This window comes from Streptococcus vicugnae, assembly GCF_016461705.1.
GTDB classification, from domain to species: domain Bacteria; phylum Bacillota; class Bacilli; order Lactobacillales; family Streptococcaceae; genus Streptococcus; species Streptococcus vicugnae.
Map to the genome: position 1 here is coordinate 138,834 of NZ_JAEMHW010000002.1, position 24,867 is coordinate 163,700.

At 36.6% G+C, this 24,867-nt stretch carries 21 protein-coding genes; 18 read left to right on the forward strand and 3 right to left on the reverse strand.

Annotation, left to right across the window (positions count from 1 at the left end; all coding sequences use genetic code 11):
- Nucleotides 1-58: 58 nt before the first annotated feature.
- The 10 genes from JG537_RS04200 (at nucleotide 59) to JG537_RS04245 (ending at nucleotide 11,368) form a co-directional block, all read left to right on the forward strand.
- Entirely contained in the window at nucleotides 59-1,369 is a 1,311-nt protein-coding gene (locus JG537_RS04200) for an RsmF rRNA methyltransferase first C-terminal domain-containing protein (protein ID WP_199543888.1), read from the forward strand.
- A 141-nt stretch (nucleotides 1,370-1,510) separates the two neighbouring features.
- A complete protein-coding gene (locus tag JG537_RS04205; protein ID WP_199543890.1) occupies nucleotides 1,511-2,377 on the forward strand; it encodes a phosphate ABC transporter substrate-binding protein PstS in 867 nt (288 codons plus the stop codon).
- Between the two features lie 9 nt (nucleotides 2,378-2,386).
- Nucleotides 2,387-3,304: a phosphate ABC transporter permease subunit PstC gene (gene pstC / locus JG537_RS04210; RefSeq protein ID WP_132869214.1), complete on the forward strand. Its 918-nt coding sequence runs from the start codon at nucleotides 2,387-2,389 to the stop codon at nucleotides 3,302-3,304.
- Complete coding sequence (gene pstA, locus JG537_RS04215; protein WP_132869215.1) at nucleotides 3,294-4,181, forward strand: phosphate ABC transporter permease PstA; 888 nt, start codon at nucleotides 3,294-3,296, stop codon at nucleotides 4,179-4,181. The genes pstC and pstA overlap by 11 nt, the downstream gene beginning before the upstream one ends.
- Before the next feature lie 10 nt (nucleotides 4,182-4,191).
- Nucleotides 4,192-4,995 (forward strand): phosphate ABC transporter ATP-binding protein PstB, encoded by an 804-nt coding sequence (pstB, locus tag JG537_RS04220; protein WP_132869216.1) that lies wholly within the window; start codon nucleotides 4,192-4,194, stop codon nucleotides 4,993-4,995.
- An 11-nt stretch (nucleotides 4,996-5,006) separates the two neighbouring features.
- Nucleotides 5,007-5,765: a phosphate ABC transporter ATP-binding protein PstB gene (gene pstB / locus JG537_RS04225; RefSeq protein ID WP_074481746.1), complete on the forward strand. Its 759-nt coding sequence runs from the start codon at nucleotides 5,007-5,009 to the stop codon at nucleotides 5,763-5,765.
- A 30-nt stretch (nucleotides 5,766-5,795) separates the two neighbouring features.
- Nucleotides 5,796-6,449, forward strand: coding sequence for a phosphate signaling complex protein PhoU (phoU, locus tag JG537_RS04230; protein ID WP_199543893.1), 654 nt, complete (start codon nucleotides 5,796-5,798; stop codon nucleotides 6,447-6,449).
- Between the two features lie 215 nt (nucleotides 6,450-6,664).
- On the forward strand, nucleotides 6,665-9,208 hold the full coding sequence (locus tag JG537_RS04235) for a M1 family metallopeptidase (RefSeq protein WP_199543895.1): 2,544 nt from the start codon (nucleotides 6,665-6,667) through the stop codon (nucleotides 9,206-9,208).
- A gap of 167 nt (nucleotides 9,209-9,375) precedes the next feature.
- Nucleotides 9,376-10,050: a response regulator transcription factor gene (locus JG537_RS04240; RefSeq protein WP_132869597.1), complete on the forward strand. Its 675-nt coding sequence runs from the start codon at nucleotides 9,376-9,378 to the stop codon at nucleotides 10,048-10,050.
- Entirely contained in the window at nucleotides 10,040-11,368 is a 1,329-nt protein-coding gene (locus JG537_RS04245) for a sensor histidine kinase (protein ID WP_199543897.1), read from the forward strand. The genes JG537_RS04240 and JG537_RS04245 overlap by 11 nt, the downstream gene beginning before the upstream one ends.
- Nucleotides 11,369-11,455: 87 nt before the next feature.
- On the opposite strand, the gene rpsT is transcribed toward JG537_RS04245, so the two are convergent.
- Nucleotides 11,456-11,707 carry a 30S ribosomal protein S20 gene (gene rpsT / locus JG537_RS04250; protein WP_004231769.1) on the reverse strand — a complete coding sequence of 84 codons (252 nt, stop codon included), beginning with the start codon at nucleotides 11,705-11,707 and terminating at the stop codon, nucleotides 11,456-11,458.
- 75 nt (nucleotides 11,708-11,782) lie between these two features.
- A complete protein-coding gene (coaA, locus tag JG537_RS04255; RefSeq protein WP_199543900.1) occupies nucleotides 11,783-12,703 on the reverse strand; it encodes a type I pantothenate kinase in 921 nt (306 codons plus the stop codon).
- A 131-nt stretch (nucleotides 12,704-12,834) separates the two neighbouring features.
- Here coaA and JG537_RS04260 point away from each other — a divergent pair, with 131 nt between their 5' ends.
- From JG537_RS04260 to nox, 7 genes are all read left to right on the forward strand, one after another.
- The gene (locus JG537_RS04260) at nucleotides 12,835-13,431 is read left to right on the forward strand and encodes a class I SAM-dependent methyltransferase (protein WP_199543902.1); all 597 of its coding nucleotides are present in this window, start codon (nucleotides 12,835-12,837) and stop codon (nucleotides 13,429-13,431) included.
- A gap of 496 nt (nucleotides 13,432-13,927) precedes the next feature.
- Nucleotides 13,928-14,593, forward strand: a complete 666-nt coding sequence (deoC, locus tag JG537_RS04265) for a deoxyribose-phosphate aldolase (RefSeq protein ID WP_199543904.1) — start codon at nucleotides 13,928-13,930, stop codon at nucleotides 14,591-14,593.
- Nucleotides 14,594-14,786: 193 nt separating this feature from the next.
- Nucleotides 14,787-15,851: a BMP family lipoprotein gene (locus JG537_RS04270; protein WP_199543906.1), complete on the forward strand. Its 1,065-nt coding sequence runs from the start codon at nucleotides 14,787-14,789 to the stop codon at nucleotides 15,849-15,851.
- 147 nt (nucleotides 15,852-15,998) lie between these two features.
- Entirely contained in the window at nucleotides 15,999-17,543 is a 1,545-nt protein-coding gene (locus tag JG537_RS04275; RefSeq protein WP_132869555.1) for an ABC transporter ATP-binding protein, read from the forward strand.
- A complete protein-coding gene (locus JG537_RS04280) occupies nucleotides 17,536-18,588 on the forward strand; it encodes an ABC transporter permease (protein WP_199543909.1) in 1,053 nt (350 codons plus the stop codon). Before JG537_RS04275 ends, JG537_RS04280 begins: the two co-directional genes overlap by 8 nt.
- A gap of 1 nt (nucleotide 18,589) precedes the next feature.
- Nucleotides 18,590-19,546, forward strand: coding sequence for an ABC transporter permease (locus JG537_RS04285; RefSeq protein WP_132869553.1), 957 nt, complete (start codon nucleotides 18,590-18,592; stop codon nucleotides 19,544-19,546).
- Between the two features lie 108 nt (nucleotides 19,547-19,654).
- Nucleotides 19,655-21,022 carry a H2O-forming NADH oxidase gene (gene nox, locus JG537_RS04290; protein ID WP_199543917.1) on the forward strand — a complete coding sequence of 456 codons (1,368 nt, stop codon included), beginning with the start codon at nucleotides 19,655-19,657 and terminating at the stop codon, nucleotides 21,020-21,022.
- 51 nt (nucleotides 21,023-21,073) lie between these two features.
- On the opposite strand, the gene JG537_RS04295 is transcribed toward nox, so the two are convergent.
- Nucleotides 21,074-22,063, reverse strand: a complete 990-nt coding sequence (locus tag JG537_RS04295; protein ID WP_132869900.1) for an L-lactate dehydrogenase — start codon at nucleotides 22,061-22,063, stop codon at nucleotides 21,074-21,076.
- A 349-nt stretch (nucleotides 22,064-22,412) separates the two neighbouring features.
- On the opposite strand from JG537_RS04295, the gene gyrA reads away from it, so the two are divergent.
- Nucleotides 22,413-24,866 carry a DNA gyrase subunit A gene (gene gyrA, locus JG537_RS04300; RefSeq protein WP_199543920.1) on the forward strand — a complete coding sequence of 818 codons (2,454 nt, stop codon included), beginning with the start codon at nucleotides 22,413-22,415 and terminating at the stop codon, nucleotides 24,864-24,866.
- Nucleotide 24,867 lies beyond the last annotated feature (1 nt).

Genomic DNA, 24,867 nt, shown 5'->3' on the forward strand with positions numbered 1-24,867 from the left:
TCAGTCATATGCTTGTCTTAAAGTTGTAAAACACATGTGAAATTGTTATCATATAAGTATGAAATTACCTGATAAATTTATTGAAAAATACCGTAATCTTCTTGGACAAGAAGCAGATGATTTCTTTGCAACTTTTGATCAAGAAGCTGTTTCTGGATTTCGTGTAAATCCTCTTAAAAATGCTCAGCAGACTTTTGAATCACCGATTCCTGACACTCCGTGGGGCCACTATGGAAAAGTATCAGGTAAGTCACCTGAACATGTATCAGGACTGGTTTATTCTCAAGAACCTGCTGCTCAGATGGTTGCTCAAGTAGCAGCACCCAAGGAAAACATGCGAGTACTTGATTTAGCTGCAGCACCTGGTGGAAAATCAACTCACCTTCTCAGTTATATGAACAATACTGGTGTTCTAGTCAGCAATGAGATTTCTAACAAGCGCAGTAAAATCCTTGTTGAGAATGTCGAACGATTTGGTGCAAAAAATGTTGTGGTGACCAATGAAAGCTCAGATAGATTAGCAAAAGTTTTCAAAGAGTACTTTGACTTGATTGTCTTTGATGGTCCTTGTTCTGGAGAAGGAATGTTCCGAAAAGACCCTTCAGCGACACAATATTGGCATGAAGGATATCCAGCTGAATGTGCCAGTCTCCAAAAGGAAATCTTAGAAGAAGCAATGAAAATGCTTGCTCCAGGTGGTACACTTGTTTATTCAACATGCACATGGTCTCCTGAGGAAAATGAAGGGGTGGTAAATTGGTTACTATCAGAATACGACAACCTTGAGCTTGTTCCGATTGAGAAAATCAACGGGATGGCTGAAGGAATTAACATGCCAGAAGTTGCTCGTATGTATCCTCATCGATTCAAAGGTGAAGGGCAGTTTGTTGCAAAACTTCGAGACACGCGTGAACCTGTTCAACGAAAAGTCAAAGCTGTTAAATCGAACTTAACCAAAGATCAACAAAAATTGTGGCAAGATTTTGCGAAAAAACATCTTAAGCTTGACTTAAAAGGGCTTCTTCAAACCTTTGGTGATAATCTTTATTTACTGCCTGAAGGATTACCAGATTTGGGAAAATTGAAAATTGCTCGCAATGGACTTCATCTTGGAACATTTAAGAAAAATCGCTTCGAACCATCCTTTGCATTAGGACTGGCTCTTTCACCAAATGACGTAGAACAGTTTGTAGAAATTGATATAGAACAGTTCAAGGTTTATGTTACAGGAAATGTCATAAACTTAGAACAAAGCTTAAAAAATGGCTGGTATTTAGTTTCGATAAACGGCAACGGCATAGGTTTTGCAAAAATTACTGGAAATATTCTGAAAAATTACTTTCCAAAAGGACTTCGCTTTAATCCATAAACTGTTATAGGTACAATTTTTGAGTGACATAGGTTGAAAACCACTTTTCAAGGTTTCAGTGATGTGATACTATTTCCTTGTGAGGTATTTGTAACACTTCATGTTAATTACTTTTTATTTTCAAATAAGTAGGAATCGCAAATGAAAAAAATGAAAATTCTTAGCTTTTTATTGCTAGTTACCTCAGTTACCTTTGCACTGTCTGGCTGCGCAAGCTGGATTGATAAAGGTCAGTCGATTACAAGTGTCGGATCGACAGCTTTGCAACCATTGGTAGAAGCTGCCGCAGATGAATTTGGATCGACTAATGTTGGAAAAACAGTCAATGTCCAAGGTGGTGGATCTGGTACAGGTCTTTCACAAGTTCAGTCAGGGGCTGTTCAAATTGGTAACAGCGATGTTTTCGCGGAAGAAAAAGAAGGTATTAATGCTGATAAGTTGGTTGATCACCAAGTAGCAGTAGCAGGACTTGCGGTTATTGTTAACAAGAAAGTTTCAGTTAACAATCTAACGACAGATCAGTTACATCAAATCTTTACTGGTAAGATTACGAACTGGAAAGAAGTTGGTGGTCCGGATTTAGCCGTTTCTATTATCAACCGTGCTGCAAGTTCAGGTTCTCGTGCGACCTTTGATAGTGTTATCATGAAAGGTGATCCGGCTATTCAAAGTCAAGAGCAAGACTCAAATGGTATGGTTAAATCTATTGTTTCGCAGACTCCAGGAGCTATTTCTTATCTTGCTTTTGCCTATGTAGATAGTTCCGTTAAGATAATTCGTTTGAACGGCTACAAACCAACTGCTGAAAATGTAACAAAAAATAACTGGCCACTCTGGTCTTATGAACATATGTATACGAAAGGTAAACCAACTGGTTTGACTAAAGAATTTTTGGACTACGTCATGAGTGATGATGTCCAAAAAGGTGTCGTTGAACAGATGGGGTATATTTCAGTTAACGATATGAAAGTTACCAAATCAGCAGATGGCACTGTTACAGCAAAATAAGGAGATACTATGAGAAATCAAGATCTTGAGAAACAGTTAACAACGCCTTCAAAAAATTCTCGCCTTGAGAAGTTTGGAAAAGGAATAACATTCTTTTGTTTAGTACTGATTGTTTTCATTGTTGCAATGATTTTAATCTTTGTTGCTCAAAAAGGGTTATCAACTTTCTTCGTTGACGGTGTTAACCCAATCAAATTCCTTTTTGGAAGTAAATGGGATCCAAGTTCAGGATCATTTGGAGCCCTTCCAATGATTTTGGGATCATTTATTGTAACAATTTTGTCTGCCTTGATAGCAACACCGATTGCTATTGGTGCAGCAGTCTTTATGACAGAAATTTCTCCAAAATATGGAGCTAAAATTCTTCAACCAGCAATTGAATTATTGACAGGTATTCCATCTGTTGTTTATGGGTTCATTGGACTACAAGTTATTGTGCCATTTACACGTTCTATTTTTGGTGGAACTGGTTTCGGTATTTTGTCTGGTGTCTGTGTTTTATTTGTCATGATTTTACCGACGGTTACGTTTATGACAATTGATAGTTTAAAAGCAGTACCAAGACACTATAAGGAAGCAAGTTTAGCGATGGGGGCAACTCGTTGGCAAACCATCTGGCGTGTCATTTTGAATGCTGCTAGACCTGGTATCTTTACCGCAGTTATTTTTGGTATGGCTCGTGCCTTTGGTGAAGCCTTGGCTATTCAAATGGTTGTTGGTAACTCAGCAGTTGTTCCAACTTCACTAACAACTCCAGCGGCAACCCTAACTTCAGTTCTAACAATGGGTATTGGTAATACTGTTATGGGAACTGTCCAAAATAATGTTCTTTGGTCACTTGCTTTAGTCTTGCTCATTATGAGTCTTGGCTTTAACATGCTCGTGAAATTTATTACAAGAGAAAGAAAGAGAAACTATGCACGCTAAGAAATTTGATAAGTTAGCAACAGGAATTCTCTATACAATTGCTGGAATTATTGTTGCTATTTTGGCATCATTATTACTATATATCTTGGTTAATGGATTACCTCATGTCAATTGGTCATTCTTGACAGGTAAGTCATCGTCATATGAAGCTGGTGGTGGTATAGGGATTCAGTTATATAATTCCCTCTTTCTTTTGGTAATCACATTGATGATTTCTATTCCATTATCAATGGGAGCAGGTATTTACTTATCTGAATACGCTAAAAAAGGGCGTTTTACTAACTTTATCAGAACATGTATTGAAATCCTTTCATCATTACCTTCAGTTGTTGTTGGTTTGTTTGGCTACCTCATCTTTGTAGTTCAATTCCAATATGGATTCTCAATTATTTCTGGTGCTCTTGCGCTTACGGTTTTCAACCTTCCTCAGATGACGCGTAATGTTGAAGATGGTCTTCGTAATGTTCACCACACACAACGTGAAGCAGGGCTTGCTCTAGGTTTATCGCGTTGGGAAACAGTTGTTCACGTGGTTATTCCAGAAGCTTTGCCAAGTATTGTTACTGGTATTGTTCTTGCTTCAGGACGTATCTTTGGTGAAGCAGCAGCTCTTATCTATACTGCTGGTCAATCAGCTCCAGCGCTTGATTGGTCAAATTGGAATCCGCTAAGTATTACAAGTCCGATTTCAATTTTCCGCCAAGCCGAAACTTTGGCTGTTCATATCTGGAAAGTTAATAGTGAAGGAACAATCCCTGATGCTACTCAAGTGTCACAAGGTAGTGCTGCAGTTCTCTTGATTTTCATCTTAATTTTCAACCTCTCAGCACGTTATATCGGTAAAAAACTTCACGCTAAATTAACGTCAGCAAAATAAAGGAGAAGAGATGACAAAATATAACTGGGATGAACGACATATTATTACTTTTCCTGAAGACAAACTAGCTTTAGCGACAAAAGATCTTCATGTTTACTACGGTCAAAAAGAAGCTATCAAAGGAATTGATATGCAGTTTGAAAAAAATAAAATTACTGCTCTTATCGGTCCTTCAGGATGTGGTAAATCAACTTTTCTTCGTAGCCTAAATCGTATGAATGATACAATTGATATTGCAAAAGTTACAGGTCAAATTTTGTACGAAGGTATTGATGTTAATGCTAAAAACATTAATGTTTACGAAATGCGTAAGCACATCGGAATGGTTTTCCAACGACCAAATCCATTTGCTAAATCAATTTATAAAAATATTACATTTGCCTATGAGCGTGCAGGTGTCAAAGATAAACAATTTTTAGATGAAATTGTTGAAACTTCTTTAAAACAAGCTGCTCTCTGGGATCAAGTAAAAGATGATTTGCACAAATCAGCCTTTACACTTTCAGGTGGTCAGCAACAACGTTTGTGTATTGCTCGTGCTATTGCAGTGAAACCAGATATTCTTTTAATGGACGAACCTGCATCAGCCCTTGACCCAGTTGCGACAATGCAACTGGAAGATACGATGTTTGAGTTGAAAAAAGATTACACAATCATTATTGTTACTCATAACATGCAACAAGCTGCACGTGCTAGTGATTATACAGCCTTCTTCTATTTGGGAGATTTAATCGAATACGACACAACGAATAATATCTTCCAAAATGCCAAATTGCAATCAACTAGCGATTATGTATCAGGACACTTTGGTTAGAAAGGCATGACATGACAGAACCTATTTTAAAAGTAAGAGACTTATCTGTTTACTATAATAAGAAAAAAGCGCTCAATAATGTCTCTATGGATTTCTATCCTAATGAAATTACTGCATTGATTGGTCCATCTGGTTCAGGAAAATCAACACTATTACGTTCAATTAATCGAATGGGGGACTTGAACCCTGAAGTAACCCTAACAGGATCAATCGTTTATAATGGACATAACATTTACAGTCCAAGAACAGACACTGTTGAACTTCGTAAAGAAATCGGAATGGTTTTCCAACAACCTAACCCATTTCCAATGTCAATTTATGAAAATGTTGTTTATGGTTTGCGTTTAAAAGGAATCAAGGATAAGCAAATTTTGGATGAAGCAGTTGAAAGTTCTTTGATTGGTGCCTCAATCTGGGATGAGGTCAAAGATCGTTTGCATGATTCAGCCCTTGGCTTGTCTGGTGGTCAGCAGCAACGTGTTTGTGTCGCGCGCGTTTTAGCGACAAGTCCAAAAATCATTTTACTTGATGAGCCAACATCAGCTCTTGACCCTATCTCAGCGGGTAAGGTCGAAGATACACTTTATGGTTTGAAAGATAAGTATACAATGCTTCTTGTGACACGTTCAATGCAACAAGCATCACGTATTTCAGATCGTACAGGTTTCTTCCTGGATGGAAAACTCATTGAATATGGTAAAACTCATGAAATGTTCATGGATCCTAAATGCAAAGAAACTGAAGATTATATTACTGGTAAATTTGGTTAGTTTTGGGAACACTCAAAAGGAGATGATATTATGTTGAGATCAAAATTTGATGATGAATTAGAAAAATTACATAACCAGTTCTACGCTATGGGTACTGAAGTGTTATCACAAATTAACAAGACAGTTCGTGCTTTTATTAGCCATGACCGTGAATTGGCTAAAGAAGTTATTGAAGGTGACGAAATTGTCAATAATTTCGAAACAAAACTTGAGAAAAAATCTCTTGAAATCATTGCCCTACAACAGCCTGTTTCACAAGATTTACGTACTGTTATTACCGTATTGAAAGCTTCTAGTGACGTAGAACGTATGGGTGACCATGCAGCGTCAATTGCAAAAGCCACTATTCGTGTAAAAGGTGAAGAACGTTTGCCAGAAGTAGAAGCAGAAATCAAAAAAATGGGTAAAGCCGTTCGTAACATGGTAGAAGAAGCTCTTGATGTTTATGTGACAGGTGAAGAAGAACGTGCTTATGAAGTTGCGGCTTCTGACGAAGTCATTGATAATTACTTTAAAGAAATTCAAAATATGGCTGTTGAATCTATTCGTCAACAACCAGATACTGTATTTGCTGGTAAAGAGTATCTTCAAGTAATTACTTACTTAGAACGTATCGGTGATTATGCTCGTAACCTTTGTGAATGGGTTATTTACCTTAAAACAGGAAAAATTATTGAATTGTAAAAGTTTAAAAGACTGTCTATTAGGCAGTCTTTTTCAATAGGCTTTTTAAAACTGACATATATCATATTTTGTGATATAATGATGAAGTTTGATGGTATTGTCGTTTTCTGAATTTTCATTTATTATACAATCCATCATCCGATTTAATTTTTAAAAGATTAGGTGATATGGGGAAGCAGTATACTGGTCCTCATTCTACGTTTTAAAGGAGTTATATGAAAACTGTAGAACATTTTATTGAAAAGTTTGTTCCTGAAAATTATAATATTTTCCTTGATATTAATCGTCAAGACAAAACTTTTTCAGGTAACGTTGCCATTAGTGGTGAAGCTTTAGATAATGTTATTTCATTCCACCAAAAAGATTTGACAGTTGCTTCTGTTTTGTTAGACAATCAAAATCTTGAATTTACGATTGATAATGATAATGAAGCTGTCCATGTTGAATTACCAGAAACTGGAACAATGACACTTGTTGTTGAGTTTTCAGGTAATATCACTGATAACATGACTGGTATTTACCCATCATATTACACAGTTGATGGGGTTAAAAAAGAAGTCATTTCAACTCAATTTGAAAGTCACTTTGCGCGTGAAGCATTTCCATGTGTTGACGAACCAGAAGCTAAAGCAACATTTGATTTAAGTATCAAATTTGACCAAACTGAAGGTGAGATTGTTCTTTCAAATATGCCTGAAGTTGATGCTGATCGTCGTAAGGAAACTGGTCTTTGGACATTTGATACAACACCACGCATGTCATCATACTTGTTGGCTTTCGCTCTTGGTGATTTGCAAGGTAAAACCGCTAAAACTAAAAACGGTACTGAAGTAGGAGTTTTCTCAACAAAAGCACATGCTCTTAAATCTCTAGATTTTTCACTAGACATTGCTGTTCGTGTCATTGACTTTTACGAAGAATACTTTGGTGTTAAATACCCAATTCCATTGTCATACCACGTTGCGCTTCCTGACTTTTCAGCGGGAGCTATGGAAAACTGGGGCTTAGTAACATACCGTGAAGTTTATCTTCTTGTTGATGAAAACTCAACAGTTAAGAGTCGTCAAAGCGTAGCCCTTGTTGTTGCTCACGAATTAGCTCACCAATGGTTCGGTAACCTTGTTACAATGAAATGGTGGGATGACCTATGGTTGAATGAATCATTCGCCAATATGATGGAATATGTCTCTGTTGATGCTATCGAACCATCATGGAATATCTTCGAAGATTTCCAAACAGGAGGTCTTCCATTAGCGCTTAAACGTGATGCAACTGATGGTGTTCAATCTGTTCACGTTGAAGTCAAACACCCTGATGAAATCAATACATTGTTTGATCCAGCTATTGTTTACGCTAAAGGTAGTCGCTTGATGCACATGCTTCGTCGTTGGTTAGGTGATGAAGATTTCCGTGCTGGTCTTAAAATCTACTTTGAAAAACACCAGTATAGCAATACAATCGGTTGTGACCTTTGGGATGCTTTGTCAGAAGCATCAGGAAAAGATGTTGCTGCTTTCATGGATGCATGGTTAGAACAACCTGGTTACCCTGTTGTGACTGCTGAAGTTGTTGATAATACACTTGTTCTTAGTCAAAAACAATTCTTTATTGGTGAAAGTGTTGATGAAAATCGTATTTGGCCAATTCCATTAAATAGCAATTGGAAAGGTCTTCCAGATACTTTAACAGAAGCTCGTCTTGAAATTCCTAATTACAGCAAACTTGCTTCTGAAAATGATGGAGCTTTCCGTCTCAATACAGAAAATACAGCCCACTATATCACAAACTACAAAGGTGAGTTGTTAGATACAGTTCTTGAACAATTGACTGAACTTGATACAGTTTCAAAACTTCAAGTAATCCAAGAACGTCGTTTGCTTGCTGAAAGTGGCGAAATCTCATACGCTGAGTTAGTGCCATTATTAACAAAACTTTCTGATGAAACATCATACTTGGTAGCAGAAGCTATTTCTCAAGTTGTTGATGGTTTGGATATCTTCTTAGACGAAGGAAGTCAAGCACAAGCTCAATTCAAAGCCTTGATTAGTCGTTTGATGCAAAAAAACTACGATCGTTTAGGTTTTGAACCAAAAGCTGGTGAATCTGATGAAGATGAGATGGTTCGACAAAATACTATTTCATTGATGTTGTATGCTGATAATGAAGATGCTGTTACAAAAGCTGAAGCAATCTTCCATCAACACAAAGATAATATTGAAGCCATTCCAGCATCAATCCGTATGTCAGTTCTTGCCAACCAAGTCAAACATGCTGAAACTGAAGATTTAGTATCACTTTACCTTGACACTTATGTGAAGACAAACGATGGTAACTTCAAACGTCAATTGGCATCTGCTTTGTCAAATACAAAAGATAATGCAACAGTTGAACGTGTATTGGCTGAGTTGAAAAATAAAGATGTTGTTAAACCTCAAGACTTAGCTATGAGTTGGTACCGTCCATTCCTTGATAAAACATTCTCTCAAGGTGCATTCTGGACATGGGCTAGAGAAAACTGGGATTGGATTAAAGCTGCACTTGGTGGCGATATGAGTTTTGATAAATTTGTTATCTACCCAGCTAATTCATTCAAGACAGTTGAACGTCTTGAAGAGTATAAAGCTTTCTTTGAACCTCAATTGAATGATATGGCTATTAGCCGTAACATCACAATGGGTATTAAAGAAATCTCAGCTCGTCTTGATTTAATTAGCACAAGTAAAGTTGCTGTTGAAGAAGCTCTAGCAGCAGTTAAATAAGCAGTGATAAAGAGGCGTTTGAGTGAAAACTCAGACGCTTTTTTTCTGCCTTTTAGGAAATCTTAAGCTCAATTCGATATTCTTTTGATAGACTAAATAAATTGCATTAAATACTTAGACCAAAGGGTTAAGTCATGATATAATAAGATGAATAAGGGAGCAGATATATGATTAAGATTTTATTAGTAGAAGATGATTTGAGCTTGTCAAATTCAATCTTTGATTTTTTAGACGATTTTGCTGATGTTATGCAAGTTTTTGACGGTGAAGAAGGATTATATGAAGCAGAAAGTGGTGTTTATGATCTTATCTTGCTTGATTTAATGTTGCCAGAAAAAGATGGTTTCCAAGTTCTTAAAGAACTACGTGAAGATGGCATTACAACACCAGTTTTAATTATGACAGCTAAAGAAAGTCTTGACGACAAAGGACATGGCTTTGAACTAGGTGCTGATGACTATTTAACGAAACCATTCTATCTTGAAGAGTTAAAGATGCGTATTCAGGCACTTTTGAAGCGTTCAGGTAAATTCAATGACCACACTTTATCTTATCACGAGTTAACTGCTGATACATCAACTAACACAACAACAGTAAATGGCGAAAAAGTTGAGTTGTTAGGTAAAGAATTTGATTTATTGGTTTATTTCTTACAAAACCAAAATGTTATCTTACCAAAATCTCAAATTTTTGATCGTATTTGGGGCTTTGATAGTGATACGACGATTTCTGTCGTAGAAGTTTACGTTTCTAAGATTCGTAAAAAGTTAAAGGGCACAAGCTTTGCTAATAATCTTCAAACACTACGAAGTGTAGGATATATTCTAAAAGATGCTGAATAACATACACAAAAAAATATCTACTGGGACTTTTTCTCACTTTTTCCATTTCTTTGCGGTATTTACTGGGATCTTTATCATTATGACTACCATTATCTTGCAGATTATGAGATATGGTCTGTATTCTTCTGTAGATACTACTTTGAAAAATGCAGCAGACAATGCAAGTGACTACGTTACACGAACGATGGAACGTAGTGATTCTCTGCAATCCAATAATGACTTTAGTGATTCTGGAAAGAGCAAACCAAGATCAAACATTGCAAGTTTAAGTAATGTCAGTGTTTTGCTGTATGATACAAATGGGAAAATTGTTAACGCTATCGATGCGTTCGTTCAATTTGGAACCCTGACTTCGAGTGTAGATGAGGATTCGGTTGGCGAGATTAAAGATGAAAAGATGACAACCATCTTTGGTCAAACGGAAAAATATCACGTTTTAACTGTAAGGGTGTACAGCAGTGATTATCCCTCAATTGAGTATGCAACCTTCTTGATTAGTGTTAGCCAACTTGATGAGGCAAATGAACGTTATGTAACGATTACCATTTCAGTTATGATTATTTTCTGGATGATTTCTATTTTGGCAAGTGTCTACTTAGCTAACTGGACACGTAAGCCAATTCTAGAAAGTTATGAAAAACAAAAACGCTTTGTCGAAAATGCTAGTCATGAATTACGAACACCATTAGCCGTGCTTCAAAATCGACTTGAAAGTTTGTTCAGACGACCTAATGCAACGATTCTTGATAATAGTGAAAGTATCGCGGCAAGTCTGGATGAGGTTCGAAATATGAGGATTTTAACAACGAATCTTTTGAATCTTGCTAGACGAGACGATGGCTTGAAAGTTGAATTGGAAGAGATTCAACCATCTACTTTTAACGAAATTTTTGAGAATTACAATATGATTGCCAAAGAAAATGGCAAAACATTTGTTGCTCACAATTCAGCTGATCGTCCAATAAAATCTGATAAGACGCTGCTCAAACAATTGATGACTATCTTATTTGATAATGCTATTAAGTACACTGATGATGATGGTTTTATCGAATTTACTGTTAAGACAACAGAACGTCAAACGATTTTGACAATCTCTGATAATGGACCTGGTATTAGTGATGCTGATAAAGAGAAAATCTTTGACCGCTTTTATCGCATTGATAAAGCTAGAACACGTCAAAAAGGTGGGTTTGGTCTTGGATTATCATTAGCAAAACAAATTGTTGATGCCTTAAAAGGTGATATTCAAGTCAAAGATAATCATCCAAAAGGAACGATATTTGAGGTTCGTTTCAATCGACACAATTTTGGTAAATAGAAAAGGGACGCTAATCAGCATCCCTTTTAGTTTGTAAGAGTGTTCATTAGAAAAAAGAAAAACTCCATTTGGAGTTTTCATTGGATATTATTTAGCCAATTTAGCAGCAAGACGTGCTTTATCGCGGCTAGCTTTGTTTTTGTGAATCAAACCTTTTGATTCAGCTTTATCGATGCTTGCAGAAGCAGCACGGAAAAGCTCTTCAGATGGGTTAGCTTCAAATGCTTTGATAGCAGAACGCATAGCTGATTTTTGTGCTGAATTTTTTTCGTTTTGTTTAACGTTAAGTTCAGCGCGTTTGATAGCTGATTTAATATTTGCCAATGTTTTCACCTCCAAATTAATCTAACTACATTATTATATAGAATTTATTGCGTTTTGGCAAGCCTTAATCATTGTTTCAGGAAAATTTACTTATTTTTTCAAGTAAATTCGATCGATTTTGTGGTTGTATGTCTTGTGCAAAATCAATTCGGCACGATTGCGAGTTGGTTCAATATATTTTTCAAGATTGACAAGATTAACCGTTTTCCAGACCATTTTAGCGAACTCTAAAGCATCTTGGTGAGGCATTTTTACGAAACGATTATAGTAATTAGTCTGATCTGTTTTAGCTAATTCAAGTAAACTATCGAAACGTTCTAAGTACCATTTTTCAATTAAATCATTTTCAGCGTCAATATAAATAGAAAAGTCAAAGTAACCAGTCATATAGATACGCTTATTCTTTTGATTTTGGAAAACGTTAATACCTTCAACAATTAAGAAGTCTGGTGCCTCAATTATTTGTTCTTGGTCAGGAATAATATCATAAACTTCATGTGAATATACTGGAATATGAGCAGTCATTCCGTTTTTAACAGTATCTAGGAAGTTTAGAAGAAGTTCCATATTATAACTTTCAGGGAAACCTTTACGATCTAAAATATTTCGCTCGATTAACTCTTTATTTGGATAAATAAAGCCATCTGTTGTCACCATTTCAACCTTGCTATCTTTAAATGTTCTAGACAGGAGAAGTTGTAAAAGACGACTTGTTGTTGATTTCCCAACGGCTACAGAACCAGAGATTCCGATAATAAAAGGTCGATTGCTCGCTTCTTTTTTTAAGAAAATGCTTTTTGAAAAGGATAGGTTTTCTTGAGCATTTTTGTAGATTTGAATCAAACTTATCAAAGGAAGATAAACTTCAATAACGTCTTGAATACTGATGTTATCATTCAAACTTTTAATTGATTCAAGTTCCTCAGCAGTAAGAAGTGGCTGAGTCTTACGATGTAACTCCTGCCAAGTTTCACGAGAAATAAGATCAAAATTAATAAATTCGTTGGTCATACGAAACTCCTTAAAGAGGTTATGTACCTTATTATAGCATTTTAAAGAAGGATTGAAAACAGTTACAACGTTTGATATGATAGAAGAGTATGATAAAATAGAAGTGCATTATAAGAGAAAGTGATAGAAGAATGACTAAAATGTATTATGCAGAAAACCCTGATAGTGCTCATGATATTCATGAACTAAAAGTTACATTGCTTGGAGAATGTTTCACTTTTTTAACTGATTCAGGTGTTTTTTCTAAAAAAATGATCGATTATGGAAGTCAAGTCCTTTTAAATACCTTAGATTTTGAAAAAGGGAAAACTCTTTTAGATCTTGGCTGTGGTTATGGTCCGCTAGGAATTTCATTAGCTAAAGTTCAGGGTGTTAAGCCAACTATGGTTGACATTAATAACCGTGCTATTGATTTGGCTAAGCAAAATGCACAAAAAAATGGTGTTTGTGCCGATATCTTCCAATCAAATATTTACGAAAAAGTGAATGGAACATTTGATTATATCATTAGTAATCCACCAATTCGAGCTGGTAAGCAAGTAGTTCATACTATTATATCTGAAAGTATCAACTACTTAAATGCAGGCGGGAATCTAACAATTGTGATTCAGAAAAAACAAGGAGCCCCAAGTGCTAAAGCGAAAATGGAAGAAGTTTTTGGAAATGTTGAGATTTTAAAACGTGACAAAGGCTATTATATTTTGCGCAGTGAAAAAATTAATAAGTGAATAAAAAATCTTTATTGAATTAGATATTGATTCTAGTTTGATAGAGATTTTTTTATTGAATTCCTACAATAACAGGCTTTGTGACAAATGTCATAGAATAATTATGACACAAAGGTCACTTTTTAAAGTATAATTATTCACATAAAAATCATAAAATACACTAATTTAAAGCGCTCACAGTATCAAAAAAGTAAGATTTTATATTCGTAAAAACTTGTTGTTTATAGTAGAATAATATAAAAATGTTCAGAAATACCGAATATGACATGTGACACATGTGTCACATTTTGTACAAAAACAAGTCTTTAACAAGGTTTATAGATAAAAAAGAAACAAAAAAGCGTTTTAATGAATTTTCGGATTTTGCCATTTTTGCTGTTTATTAAAAAAATAGCAAAAAAGACTTACATTCTATCAAAAAAATGGTAGAATAGGTAGAGTGTAATTATTAATGAAATGAAAAAAACATTTTCAGGAAGGAACGGAAATTAAATTAATGTCTATTAACAAATACATTGATCACACTTTATTGAAACCTGAAAGCACTCAAGATCAAATCGATAATCTTATTGCTGAAGCGAAAGAATACAACTTTGCTAGCGTATGTGTTAATCCAACTTGGGTATCACACGCTGCCCAAGCTTTAAAAAATTCAGATGTTAAAGTTTGTACAGTTATTGGTTTTCCTTTAGGAGCTAACACAAGTCGTGTTAAAGCATTTGAAACAAAAGATGCTATTGAAAATGGTGCGGATGAGATTGACATGGTTATTAATATCGGTCAATTGAAAGCAAAACAATATGACTTTGTTGAAAATGATATTCGTGCTGTTGTTGAAGCAAGTGGTGATAAATTGGTTAAAGTTATCATCGAAACTTGTCTCTTGACTGATGAAGAAAAAGTAAAAGCTTGTCAATTATCAGTTGCAGCTGGTGCTGATTACGTTAAAACATCAACTGGCTTCTCAACTGCTGGTGCAAACGTTCATGATGTTGCGCTTATGCGTAAAACAGTTGGACCAAACGTTGGTGTAAAAGCAGCTGGTGGTGCTCGTTCATATGCTGATGCAGAAGCTTTTGTTAAAGCTGGTGCAACTCGTATTGGTGCTTCATCTGGTGTTGCAATTGTTAATGGTGAAACTGCTGCAGAAGGTAGCTACTAATCATTAATTAGAAGAACTTCAAACGATAATTTATTTTTGATTGTGGACGGTCGTGACGACGGTCAGGTGGTAACATTGCCACAGTGTTGTAGACTTTTTGGAGTCTATTTTCAGAGTGTTCATTAAGCCATTTGGCTTGATAGATTTTAGCAACAAAAGTTGCTTATAAGTTTTTTAGGAGGGTTCATTTTTCATGAACAAGAAAATTGTTGGTCTTGGACTTGCTGCAGTAGCAACATTAGCGCTTGGCGCATGTAGTCGTTCAAATTCATCTAGCTCTAGCTCAAACTCAAGCGTAAAAGCTGCAATCGTTACTGATACAGGTGGTGTTGATGATAAATCATTTAACCAATCTGCTTGGGAAGGTATGCAAGCTTGGGGTAAAGAAAACAAATTGAAAAAAGATACTGACTACACTTACTTCCAATCTGATAGTGAGTCAGACTATGCAACAAACCTTGATTCAGCTGTTTCAAACGGCTACAACCTTGTTTTTGCAATTGGCTACAACCTTCACGATGCTGTTGATGAAGCTGCTCCACAAAATGAAAAAACAAACTATGTTATCATTGATGACGTTGTAGCAGACCACAAAAATGTTGAAAGTGTATTGTTCGCTGATAACGAAGGTGCTTACCTTGCAGGTATCGCTGCAGCAATGCAAACAAAAACTAAACACGTTGGTTTCGTAGGTGGTGTTGAATCTGATACAATCACTCGTTTCGAAACTGGATTCAAAGAAGGTGTTGCTTCAGTTGATAGTTCAATCAAAGTTGACGTTCAATATGCTGGTTCTTACTCTGATTCTGCTAAAGGTAAAACAATCGCTGCAACAATGTATGCTAGCGGTGCAGATGTAATCTATCATGCTGCTGGTGGTTCAGGTACTGGTGTCTTCTCACAAGCTAAAGAAATCAATGAAAAATTGCCTGCTGATAGCGACAAAAAAGTTTGGGTTATTGGTGTAGACCGTGACCAAACTGAAGAAGGTAACTACACATCATCTGATAAAGTGAAATCAAACTTCGTTTTGACTTCAACAATCAAAGAAGTAGGTCAAGTTGTTAAAGATATCGCTAATGATCAACTTAAAGGTGATAAATTTGACGGTAACACAACTAAAACATACGGCCTTAAAGACGGTGGTGTAGATCTTGTTACTAAAAACCTTCCTGATAACATTAAATCTGCTGTAGAAACTGCAAAAGATAAAGTTATCAAAGGCGAAGTCAAAGTTGACGATGGCGTAAACAAATAATCGCTCTTATGAAAAAGCGACCAAATTGGTCGCCTTTTTTCAGGGGCTGAGATAAAATGTATTTTTATCTCAGTTAAGTTCATTAATGTTAGTTTTTAATGGGCTTAACTGACCTAAAAATTATTATTAGACTGAAAGGGATCACACATGACACAAGAAAACGTCATAGAAATGCGTGAGATTACCAAAAAATTCGGTGATTTTGTCGCAAATGACCATATTAATTTACAAGTCAGAAAAGGTGAAATCCACGCTCTTCTTGGAGAAAATGGAGCCGGTAAATCGACTTTGATGAATATGCTTGCTGGCCTTTTGCAACCAACAAGTGGTCAAATCTTAGTAAAAGGTGAAGAAGCAGTACTTGATTCTCCATCTAAGTCAGCTAAAATGGGTATCGGAATGGTTCACCAACACTTTATGTTGGTAGAAGCTTTTACAGTTGCTGAAAACATTATCTTAGGTAATGAAGTCACAAAAGGCGCAGGTGTTCTTGACCTTAAAAAAGCTAGTAAAGAAATTAAAGAACTGTCTGAGAAATACGGTTTAGCGGTTGATCCATCTGCCAAAATTTCTGATATTTCAGTTGGTGCGCAACAACGTGTTGAAATCTTAAAAACACTTTACCGCGGAGCTGATATTATTATCTTTGATGAACCAACTGCTGTTCTAACGCCTTCTGAAATTACTGAATTGCTCGATATTATGCGTAATTTGGTTAAAGAAGGAAAATCAATTATCTTAATCACACACAAATTGGATGAAATTCGTGCGGTTGCAGATCGCGTAACAGTTATTCGTCACGGTAAATCAATTCAAACAGTTCCAGTTGCTGATTCGACAAGTAATGAATTAGCTGAAATGATGGTTGGTCGTGCTGTTTCATTCAAAACAGATAAGATTCCTGCCAATCCAAAAGATGTCGTTCTTTCAATCAAAGACTTGGTTGTTAACGAAAACCGTGGAGTTCCAGCCGTTAAACAATTGTCATTAGATGTTCGTGCAGGAGAAATTGTTGGTATTGCAGGTATTGATGGTAATGGTCAAACAGAATTAGTTGAAGCTCTTACAGGTTTGCGTAAAGTTGAATCTGGTCAATTCTTCATCAAAGGTTCTGATATGACAAATCAACGTCCTCGTAAAATTACAGAACTTGGCGTTGGACATGTCCCAGAAGATCGTCATCGTGATGGTATGGTTCTTGACATGACAATTGCTGAAAATATCGCCCTTCAAACTTACTACAAAGAACCATTTAGCAAACATGGTTTCATGAACTATAATAAGTTAAATGAACATGCTCGTAAGTTGATGAAAGAATTTGATGTTCGTGCAGCAAGTGAATTAGTTTCTGGTGGTGCTCTTTCAGGTGGTAACCAACAAAAAGCAGTTATCGCTCGTGAAATCGATCGAAACCCAGATTTGCTTATTGTTAGTCAACCAACTCGTGGACTTGACGTTGGTGCCATTGAATATATCCGTAAACGTTTAGTTGCTGAACGAGATAAGGGTAAAGCCGTTTTGGTTATTAGTTTTGAATTAGATGAAATCCTTGATGTTTCCGACCGTATTGCCGTTATTCATGATGGTAAAATTCAAGGTATCTTAGACCCTGCCACAACCAATAAACAAGAACTTGGTATTTTGATGGCTGGTGGAAAAGTGGAAAAGGAGGATTCTAATGTTAATGTCTAAGAAAACCCAAAAATGGGCTGTTCCATTAATTGCAGTGTTCCTAGGAATGTTGCTTGGAGCAATCCTTATGCTTTGCTTTGGATATAATCCTTTCTGGGCTTATAATGATTTGCTTTATACAGCTTTTGGTACTGTTAAAAATGTTGGGGAAATCTTCCGTGCAATGGGTCCACTTATCCTGATTGCCCTTGGTTTCTCAGTAGCTTCAAAAGCTGGCTTCTTTAACGTTGGTCTTCCAGGTCAAGCGTTAATGGGTTGGGTAATGTCAGTTTGGTTTGCTCTGTCATTTCCAGATTTACCAAAACCAATTTCAGTAATCTGTACTGTTTTGGTTGGTCTTGTTGCTGGTGGTATTGCAGGAGCAATTCCTGGTATTTTACGAGCTTTCCTTGGAACAAGTGAAGTTATCGTAACGATCATGATGAACTACATTATCTTATACGGAACTCAATATTTGATTCAAGATGTTTTCCCAGATAGTATCATGCGTACAACTGAAGCAACAATCAAAGTTTCAAAAAATGCTTCTTATCAAACTGAGTGGTTGTCAGCTTTAACTGATAATTCACGTATCAATATTGGTATTTTCATTGCTTTACTTGCTGTTCTAATTGTTTGGTTTATGATGAGTAAAACAACGCTTGGTTATGAAATTACTTCTGTAGGTATTAATCCACATGCTGCTGAATATGCTGGTATGTCAGCTAAACATTTGATTGTTGTTTCAATGATTATTTCTGGTGCGTTGGCTGGTCTAGGTGGTACAGTTGAAGGGCTTGGAACATTTGGAAATGTGTACTCACAAACAAGTTCATTGAGTATTGGTTGGGACGGAATGGCCGTATCGCTTCTTGCTGTGAATTCAGCTGTAGGTATTCCATTTGCTGCCTTTCTATACGCCGTTCTTGCTATTGGTAAGACAGGGATGATTGGTATTCCATCAGAAGTTATCGATGTTGTATCAGCATTTATCATCTTCTTTGTTGGAGCTGATTACCTAATTCGTCAATTTATTAAAACTAAAAAAGAAGAAGGAGGAAAGTAAGATGAGTTTTTCAACCATGTTAGCCCTATTAGTTTCTTCCATGCTAATTTATTCTGCACCATTGATTTTTACAAGTATCGGTGGAACGTTCTCTGAACGTGGTGGTATCGTAAACGTTGGCCTTGAGGGAATCATGGTGATGGGTGCTTTTTCAGGTGTTCTTTTCAACCTCAGTTATGCTGATGTCTTTGGACATGCTACACCATGGGTTGCTTCAATTGTTGCTGGATTAGTAGGTGTTTTATATTCACTTATTCACGCAGTAGCAACCATCAACCTACGTGCTGACCATGTTGTGTCTGGTACAGTATTGAACTTGATTGCCCCATCGTTTGCTGTTTTCCAATGTCGTTACTTGTTTGGTAAAGGACAAACAGATACAATCACTCAAACATTTGGGCGATTCTCATTCCCAATTTTAAAAGATATTCCTGTTATCGGAAAAATCTTCTTCAACAATACATCTCTAGTTGCTTATGTAGCAATTTTGGTGTCATTCATCTCATGGTTTATCATTTTCAAAACACGCTTTGGTTTGCGTCTACGTTCAGTTGGTGAACATCCACAAGCTGCTGATACACTTGGTATCAATGTTTATCTTATGCGCTATGCAGGTGTTATGATTTCAGGTTTCCTTGGAGGAATTGGTGGTGCTGTCTACGCTCAAACCATTTCAAATAACTTTGCGGTTACTACAATCGCTGGTCCTGGTTTCATCGCTCTTGCTGCAATGATTTTCGGTCGCTGGAATCCTGTTGGAGCAATGCTTTCAAGTTTATTCTTTGGCTTGTCACAATCACTTGCTATTATCGGTGCACAATTACCATTCTTCTCAAATATTCCACCTGTTTACCTAAAAGTCGCTCCTTATGTATTGACAATCATTGTCTTGGCAGCGTTCTTTGGTAAAGCAGTAGCGCCAAAAGCAGATGGTGTTAACTACATTAAATCTAAATAAAGAAAAAAAGTTGGTGTGAAGCCAACTTTTTTTAAGCTAAATATTTGTAAGCGATTTACATGTGTGATATAGTTATCTTAATAAAATAATATAATTGAGGTTACTTCTATGAGTAAAATTGTTGTTATTGGAGCAAATCACGCTGGTACAGCTTGCATAAAAACGATGTTAACTAACTATGGTTCAGAAAACGAAGTAGTAGTATTTGATCAAAACTCTAATATCTCATTTTTGGGATGTGGTATGGCTTTATGGATTGGTCAACAAATTTCAGGACCTGAAGGACTTTTTTATTCAAATAAAGAAGAACTTGAGCAATTAGGTGCAAGAATTTACATGAATTCTCCTGTAGAATCAATTGACTATGAGCAAAAAACAGTGACTGCATTAGTTGACGGTAAACCACATCTTGAAACGTATGAAAAGTTAATATTTGCTACAGGTTCACAACCAATTATTCCACCTATTAAAGGTGTAGCTTTAAAGGAGGGATCACAAGAATTTGAAGCAGAACTTGAAAATATCCAATTTGTAAAATTATATCAAAATGCGCAAGATGTTATTGAAAAGTTAAAAGATAAAGATATCTCGCGTGTAGCTGTTGTAGGAGCAGGTTACATTGGTGTTGAACTGGCTGAAGCGTTCCAACGTAAAGGAAAAGAAGTTACTTTGATTGATGTTGCTAATACTTGTTTAGCAGGCTATTATGACGAAGATCTTAGTGATATTATGGCTAAAAATCTAGAAACACATGGTATTAAGCTGGCTTTTGGTGAAACCGTAAAAGAAATTGTTGGTAAGACGAAAGTTGAAAAAATCATAACTGACAAGGCAACTTACCAAACTGATATGGTTATACTTGCTGTAGGCTTCCGACCAAACACCGGCCTTGCTGGTGGTAAACTTGAGTTGTTCAAAAATGGAGCCTTTCTAGTTGATAAGAATCAAGAAACAAGTACTCAAGATGTTTACGCAATTGGAGATTGTGCAACAATCTATAACAATGCGTCTCGTGAAACTGACTATATTGCACTTGCATCAAACGCTGTTAGAACAGGTATTGTTGCTGCACATAATGCTTGTGGTCATAAACTTGAAGGGATTGGTGTCCAAGGTTCAAATGGTATTTCAATTTATGGCTTGAATATGGTTTCAACAGGGTTAACACTCGAAAAAGCAAAAGCCAAAGGTATCGATGCAGAAGAAGTTGAGTATAGTGATAAACAAAAGCCTGATTTTATTGAGAAAAACAATTTTGAAGTTACTTTAAAAATCGTTTACGATAAAGTTAGTCGACGTATTTTAGGTGCACAAATGATGGCGATGGCAGATATTTCATTGGGAATTCACCTTTTCTCACTTGCTATCCAAGAAGGAGTGACAATTGATAAACTCGCTCTTACTGATTTATTCTTCTTGCCTCATTTCAATAAGCCATATAATTACATTACAATGGCTGCTTTGAATGCAAAATAGTAAATAAAAAAGCTATCCCAAGGGATAGCTTTTTTATTCAAAAACTAGAAATTAGTTTTTGCAAGCAGAAGCAAATTCTTCTTTAGAGAAAGCTTCGTCGATGATAGCTTTCAATTCTTTAGCAGAAGCTTCCATTTTTTGTTGTTCAGCGTCATTCAATGGAATGTTAACTGGACGAACGATACCGTGTGCACCAACGATAGCTGGTTGACCGATGTAGCAGTCAGTTACGTTAGCGTATTGACCTTCTTGGAATACAGAAAGTGGAAGTACTGCGTTTTCATCGTTAAGGATTGCTTTAGTGATACGAGCAAGCGCAACAGCGATACCGTAGAATGTAGCACCTTTTTTGTTGATGATTGAGTAAGCAGCGTCACGAACACCTTCGAAAAGTTCAACCAATTCAGCTTCGTCAACGTTTTGAACGTCTTTAAGGTAGCTTTCAAGGTTTACACCGGCAACGTTAGCGTGTGACCAAACAGCAAATTCTGAGTCACCGTGTTCACCCATGATGTATGCGTGAACTGAACGAGCATCAACATCAAGTTTTTCAGCCAAAGCTTGACGGAAACGAGCTGAGTCAAGTGAAGTACCTGAACCGATAACGCGTTCTTTAGGGAATCCAGAGAATTTCCATGTAGAGTAAGTCAAGACGTCAACTGGGTTTGCAGCAACCAAGAAGATTCCTTTGAATCCAGATTTAACAACTTCAGTTACGATTGATTTGTTGATAGCAAGGTTTTTACCAACAAGGTCAAGACGAGTTTCACCTGGTTTTTGTGGAGCACCTGCAGTGATAACTACAAGGTCAGCATCTGCACAGTCTTCGTATTTAGCTGCGTAGATTTTTTTAGGTGAAGTGAAAGCAAGAGCGTGGCTAAGGTCTTCAGCATCCCCAACAGCTTTGTCAAACAATTGAGGGATTTCGATGATACCAAGTTCTTGAGCGATTCCTTGGTTTACAAGTGCGAATGCGTAAGAAGAACCTACGGCACCGTCACCAACAAGGATAACTTTTTTGTGTTGTTTAGTTGCAGTCATTTATCTAAACATCTCCTTAATTTTTTTAGGCTGACGCCCATACGAATAATATTTTAACACGTTAAGTGAGAAATGTCACGAACTAATTGGAAAAAATTGAAAAAAGAAGAAAGCAATATTTTTAGGAGAATTTAGTCATATTACCTTCTAAAAAATAGTGAATTTTTCACAAAAATTTTACTTATTTTTGTCGTATTTTGCTTTTGAAAATCATATGAAAAGCAGTGGTAATTTATCTGACATTCAGTTAAAAAGGAGTAAAAGGATATTAGTGTTGATGTGGTTTTAATGCAGTATTTATGATATAATATAGTTGAGTTTTACACTAGAAAAGGAGTGTTTTTCCTTAATGCAGGATAAGAATTTAATTGACGTAAATCTAACTTCAGAAATGAAGACAAGTTTTATTGATTACGCCATGTCTGTTATTGTTGCTCGTGCTCTTCCTGATGTACGCGATGGATTAAAACCAGTTCATCGTCGTATCTTGTACGGAATGAATGAGCTCGGTGTGACGCCAGATAAACCTCATAAGAAATCTGCACGTATCACCGGGGATGTTATGGGTAAATATCACCCACACGGTGATTCATCAATTTATGAAGCTATGGTTCGTATGGCACAATGGTGGAGTTACCGCCATATGCTTGTTGACGGACACGGAAACTTTGGTTCTATGGACGGTGACGGCGCAGCCGCACAACGTTATACAGAAGCACGTATGAGTAAAATCGCTCTTGAAATGCTTCGCGATATTAACAAAAATACTGTTGATTTCCAAGATAACTACGATGGTAGTGAACGTGAACCACTTGTTTTGCCATCACGTTTTCCTAACTTACTTGTTAATGGTGCTACTGGTATTGCTGTTGGTATGGCAACAAATATTCCGCCACATAACTTAGGTGAATCTATTGATGCCGTTAAATTAGTCATGGATAATCCTGATGTCACAACTCGTGAATTAATGGAAGTATTGCCTGGTCCCGATTTCCCAACAGGAGCTCTAGTTATGGGTAAATCTGGTATTCGTAAAGCTTATGAAACAGGTAAAGGATCTATCGTATTACGTTCACGTACTGAGATTGAAACAACTAAGAGTGGCCGTGAACGTATCGTTGTTACAGAATTCCCATATGGTGTTAATAAGACAAAAGTTCACGAACACATTGTTCGCTTGGCACAAGAAAAACGTATCGAAGGAATTACCGCCGTTCGTGATGAATCAAGCCGTGAAGGTATCCGATTTATCATTGAAGTGCGTCGTGACGCATCAGCAAACGTTATTCTAAATAACTTATTCAAACTTACTAGCTTGCAAACAAACTTCAGCTTTAACATGCTTGCTATTGAAAAAGGTGTTCCAAAGATTCTTTCTTTGAAACAAATCATCGTTGATTACATTGAACACCAAAAAGAAGTTATTGTACGTCGTACAGAGTTTGATAAGGCTAAAGCTGAAAAACGTGCTCACATCTTAGAAGGATTGCTAATTGCTCTTGATCATCTTGATGAAGTCATCAGCATTATCCGGAACAGTGAAACTGACGTGATTGCTCAAGGCGAATTGATGAGTCGTTTTGACTTATCTGAACGTCAAAGTCAAGCTATCCTTGATATGCGTCTTCGTCGTTTGACAGGATTGGAACGCGAAAAAATCCAAGCTGAATACGATGATCTTCTTGCTTTGATTGCTGATTTGGCTGATGTTTTGGCAAAACCGGAACGTGTAATTACAATCATCAAAGAAGAAATGGACGAAATCAAACGTAAGTACGCTGATCCACGTCGTACAGAATTGATGGTTGGTGAAGTCCTTTCACTCGAAGATGAAGACTTGATTGAAGAAGAAGATGTCTTGATTACTCTTTCAAATAAAGGTTACATCAAACGTTTAGCTCAAGATGAATTCCGAGCACAACGTCGTGGTGGACGCGGTATTCAAGGTACAGGTGTTAATGATGATGATTTTGTTCGTGAATTAGTATCTACCAACACTCATGATCATGTTTATTTCATGACAAATAAAGGGCGTGTATACCGTTTGAAAGGTTATGAAATTCCTGAATATGGACGAACTGCAAAAGGTTTGCCAATCGTCAACCTTCTAAAACTTGACGAAGGTGAAATCGTTCAGACAATTATCAGTGAAAAAGGTAGTGACGATCACGAAAATTACTTATTCTTTGTCACACGTCAAGGTGTCGTTAAACGTACTAAAGAATCTGAATTTAGCAATATCCGTCAAAATGGTCTTAAGGCACTTAACCTTAAAGATGGCGATGAGTTGATTAATGTTATCCGCACTAACGGTAGTGATGATATCATCATTGGTACTAAAACAGGATACAGTGTTCGCTTTAATGAATCTGATGTTCGCAGTATGAGCCGTTCAGCAACTGGTGTTCGTGGGGTTAACCTTCGTGAAGGAGATGAAGTCATCGGCGCATCACGTATTACAGATGATCAAGAGGTTCTTGTCATTACTGAAAAAGGGTACGGTAAACGTACGCTTGCTTCTGAGTACCCAACTAAAGGTCGCGGTGGTAAAGGTATCAAGACTGCTAATATCACTGAAAAAAATGGTCAATTAGCTGGACTTGTAACCGTAAATGGTGATGAAGATATCATGGTTATTACTGATACTGGTGTTATGATTCGTACAAGTGTTGCTGATATCTCACAAACTGGTCGTGCAACACTTGGTGTTAAAATTATGCGCCTTGATCAGGACGCTAAAATCATGACACTTGCTCTTGTACAACCAGAAGAAGAACAAGAAACTGAAGAAGTAGAAGATTAGA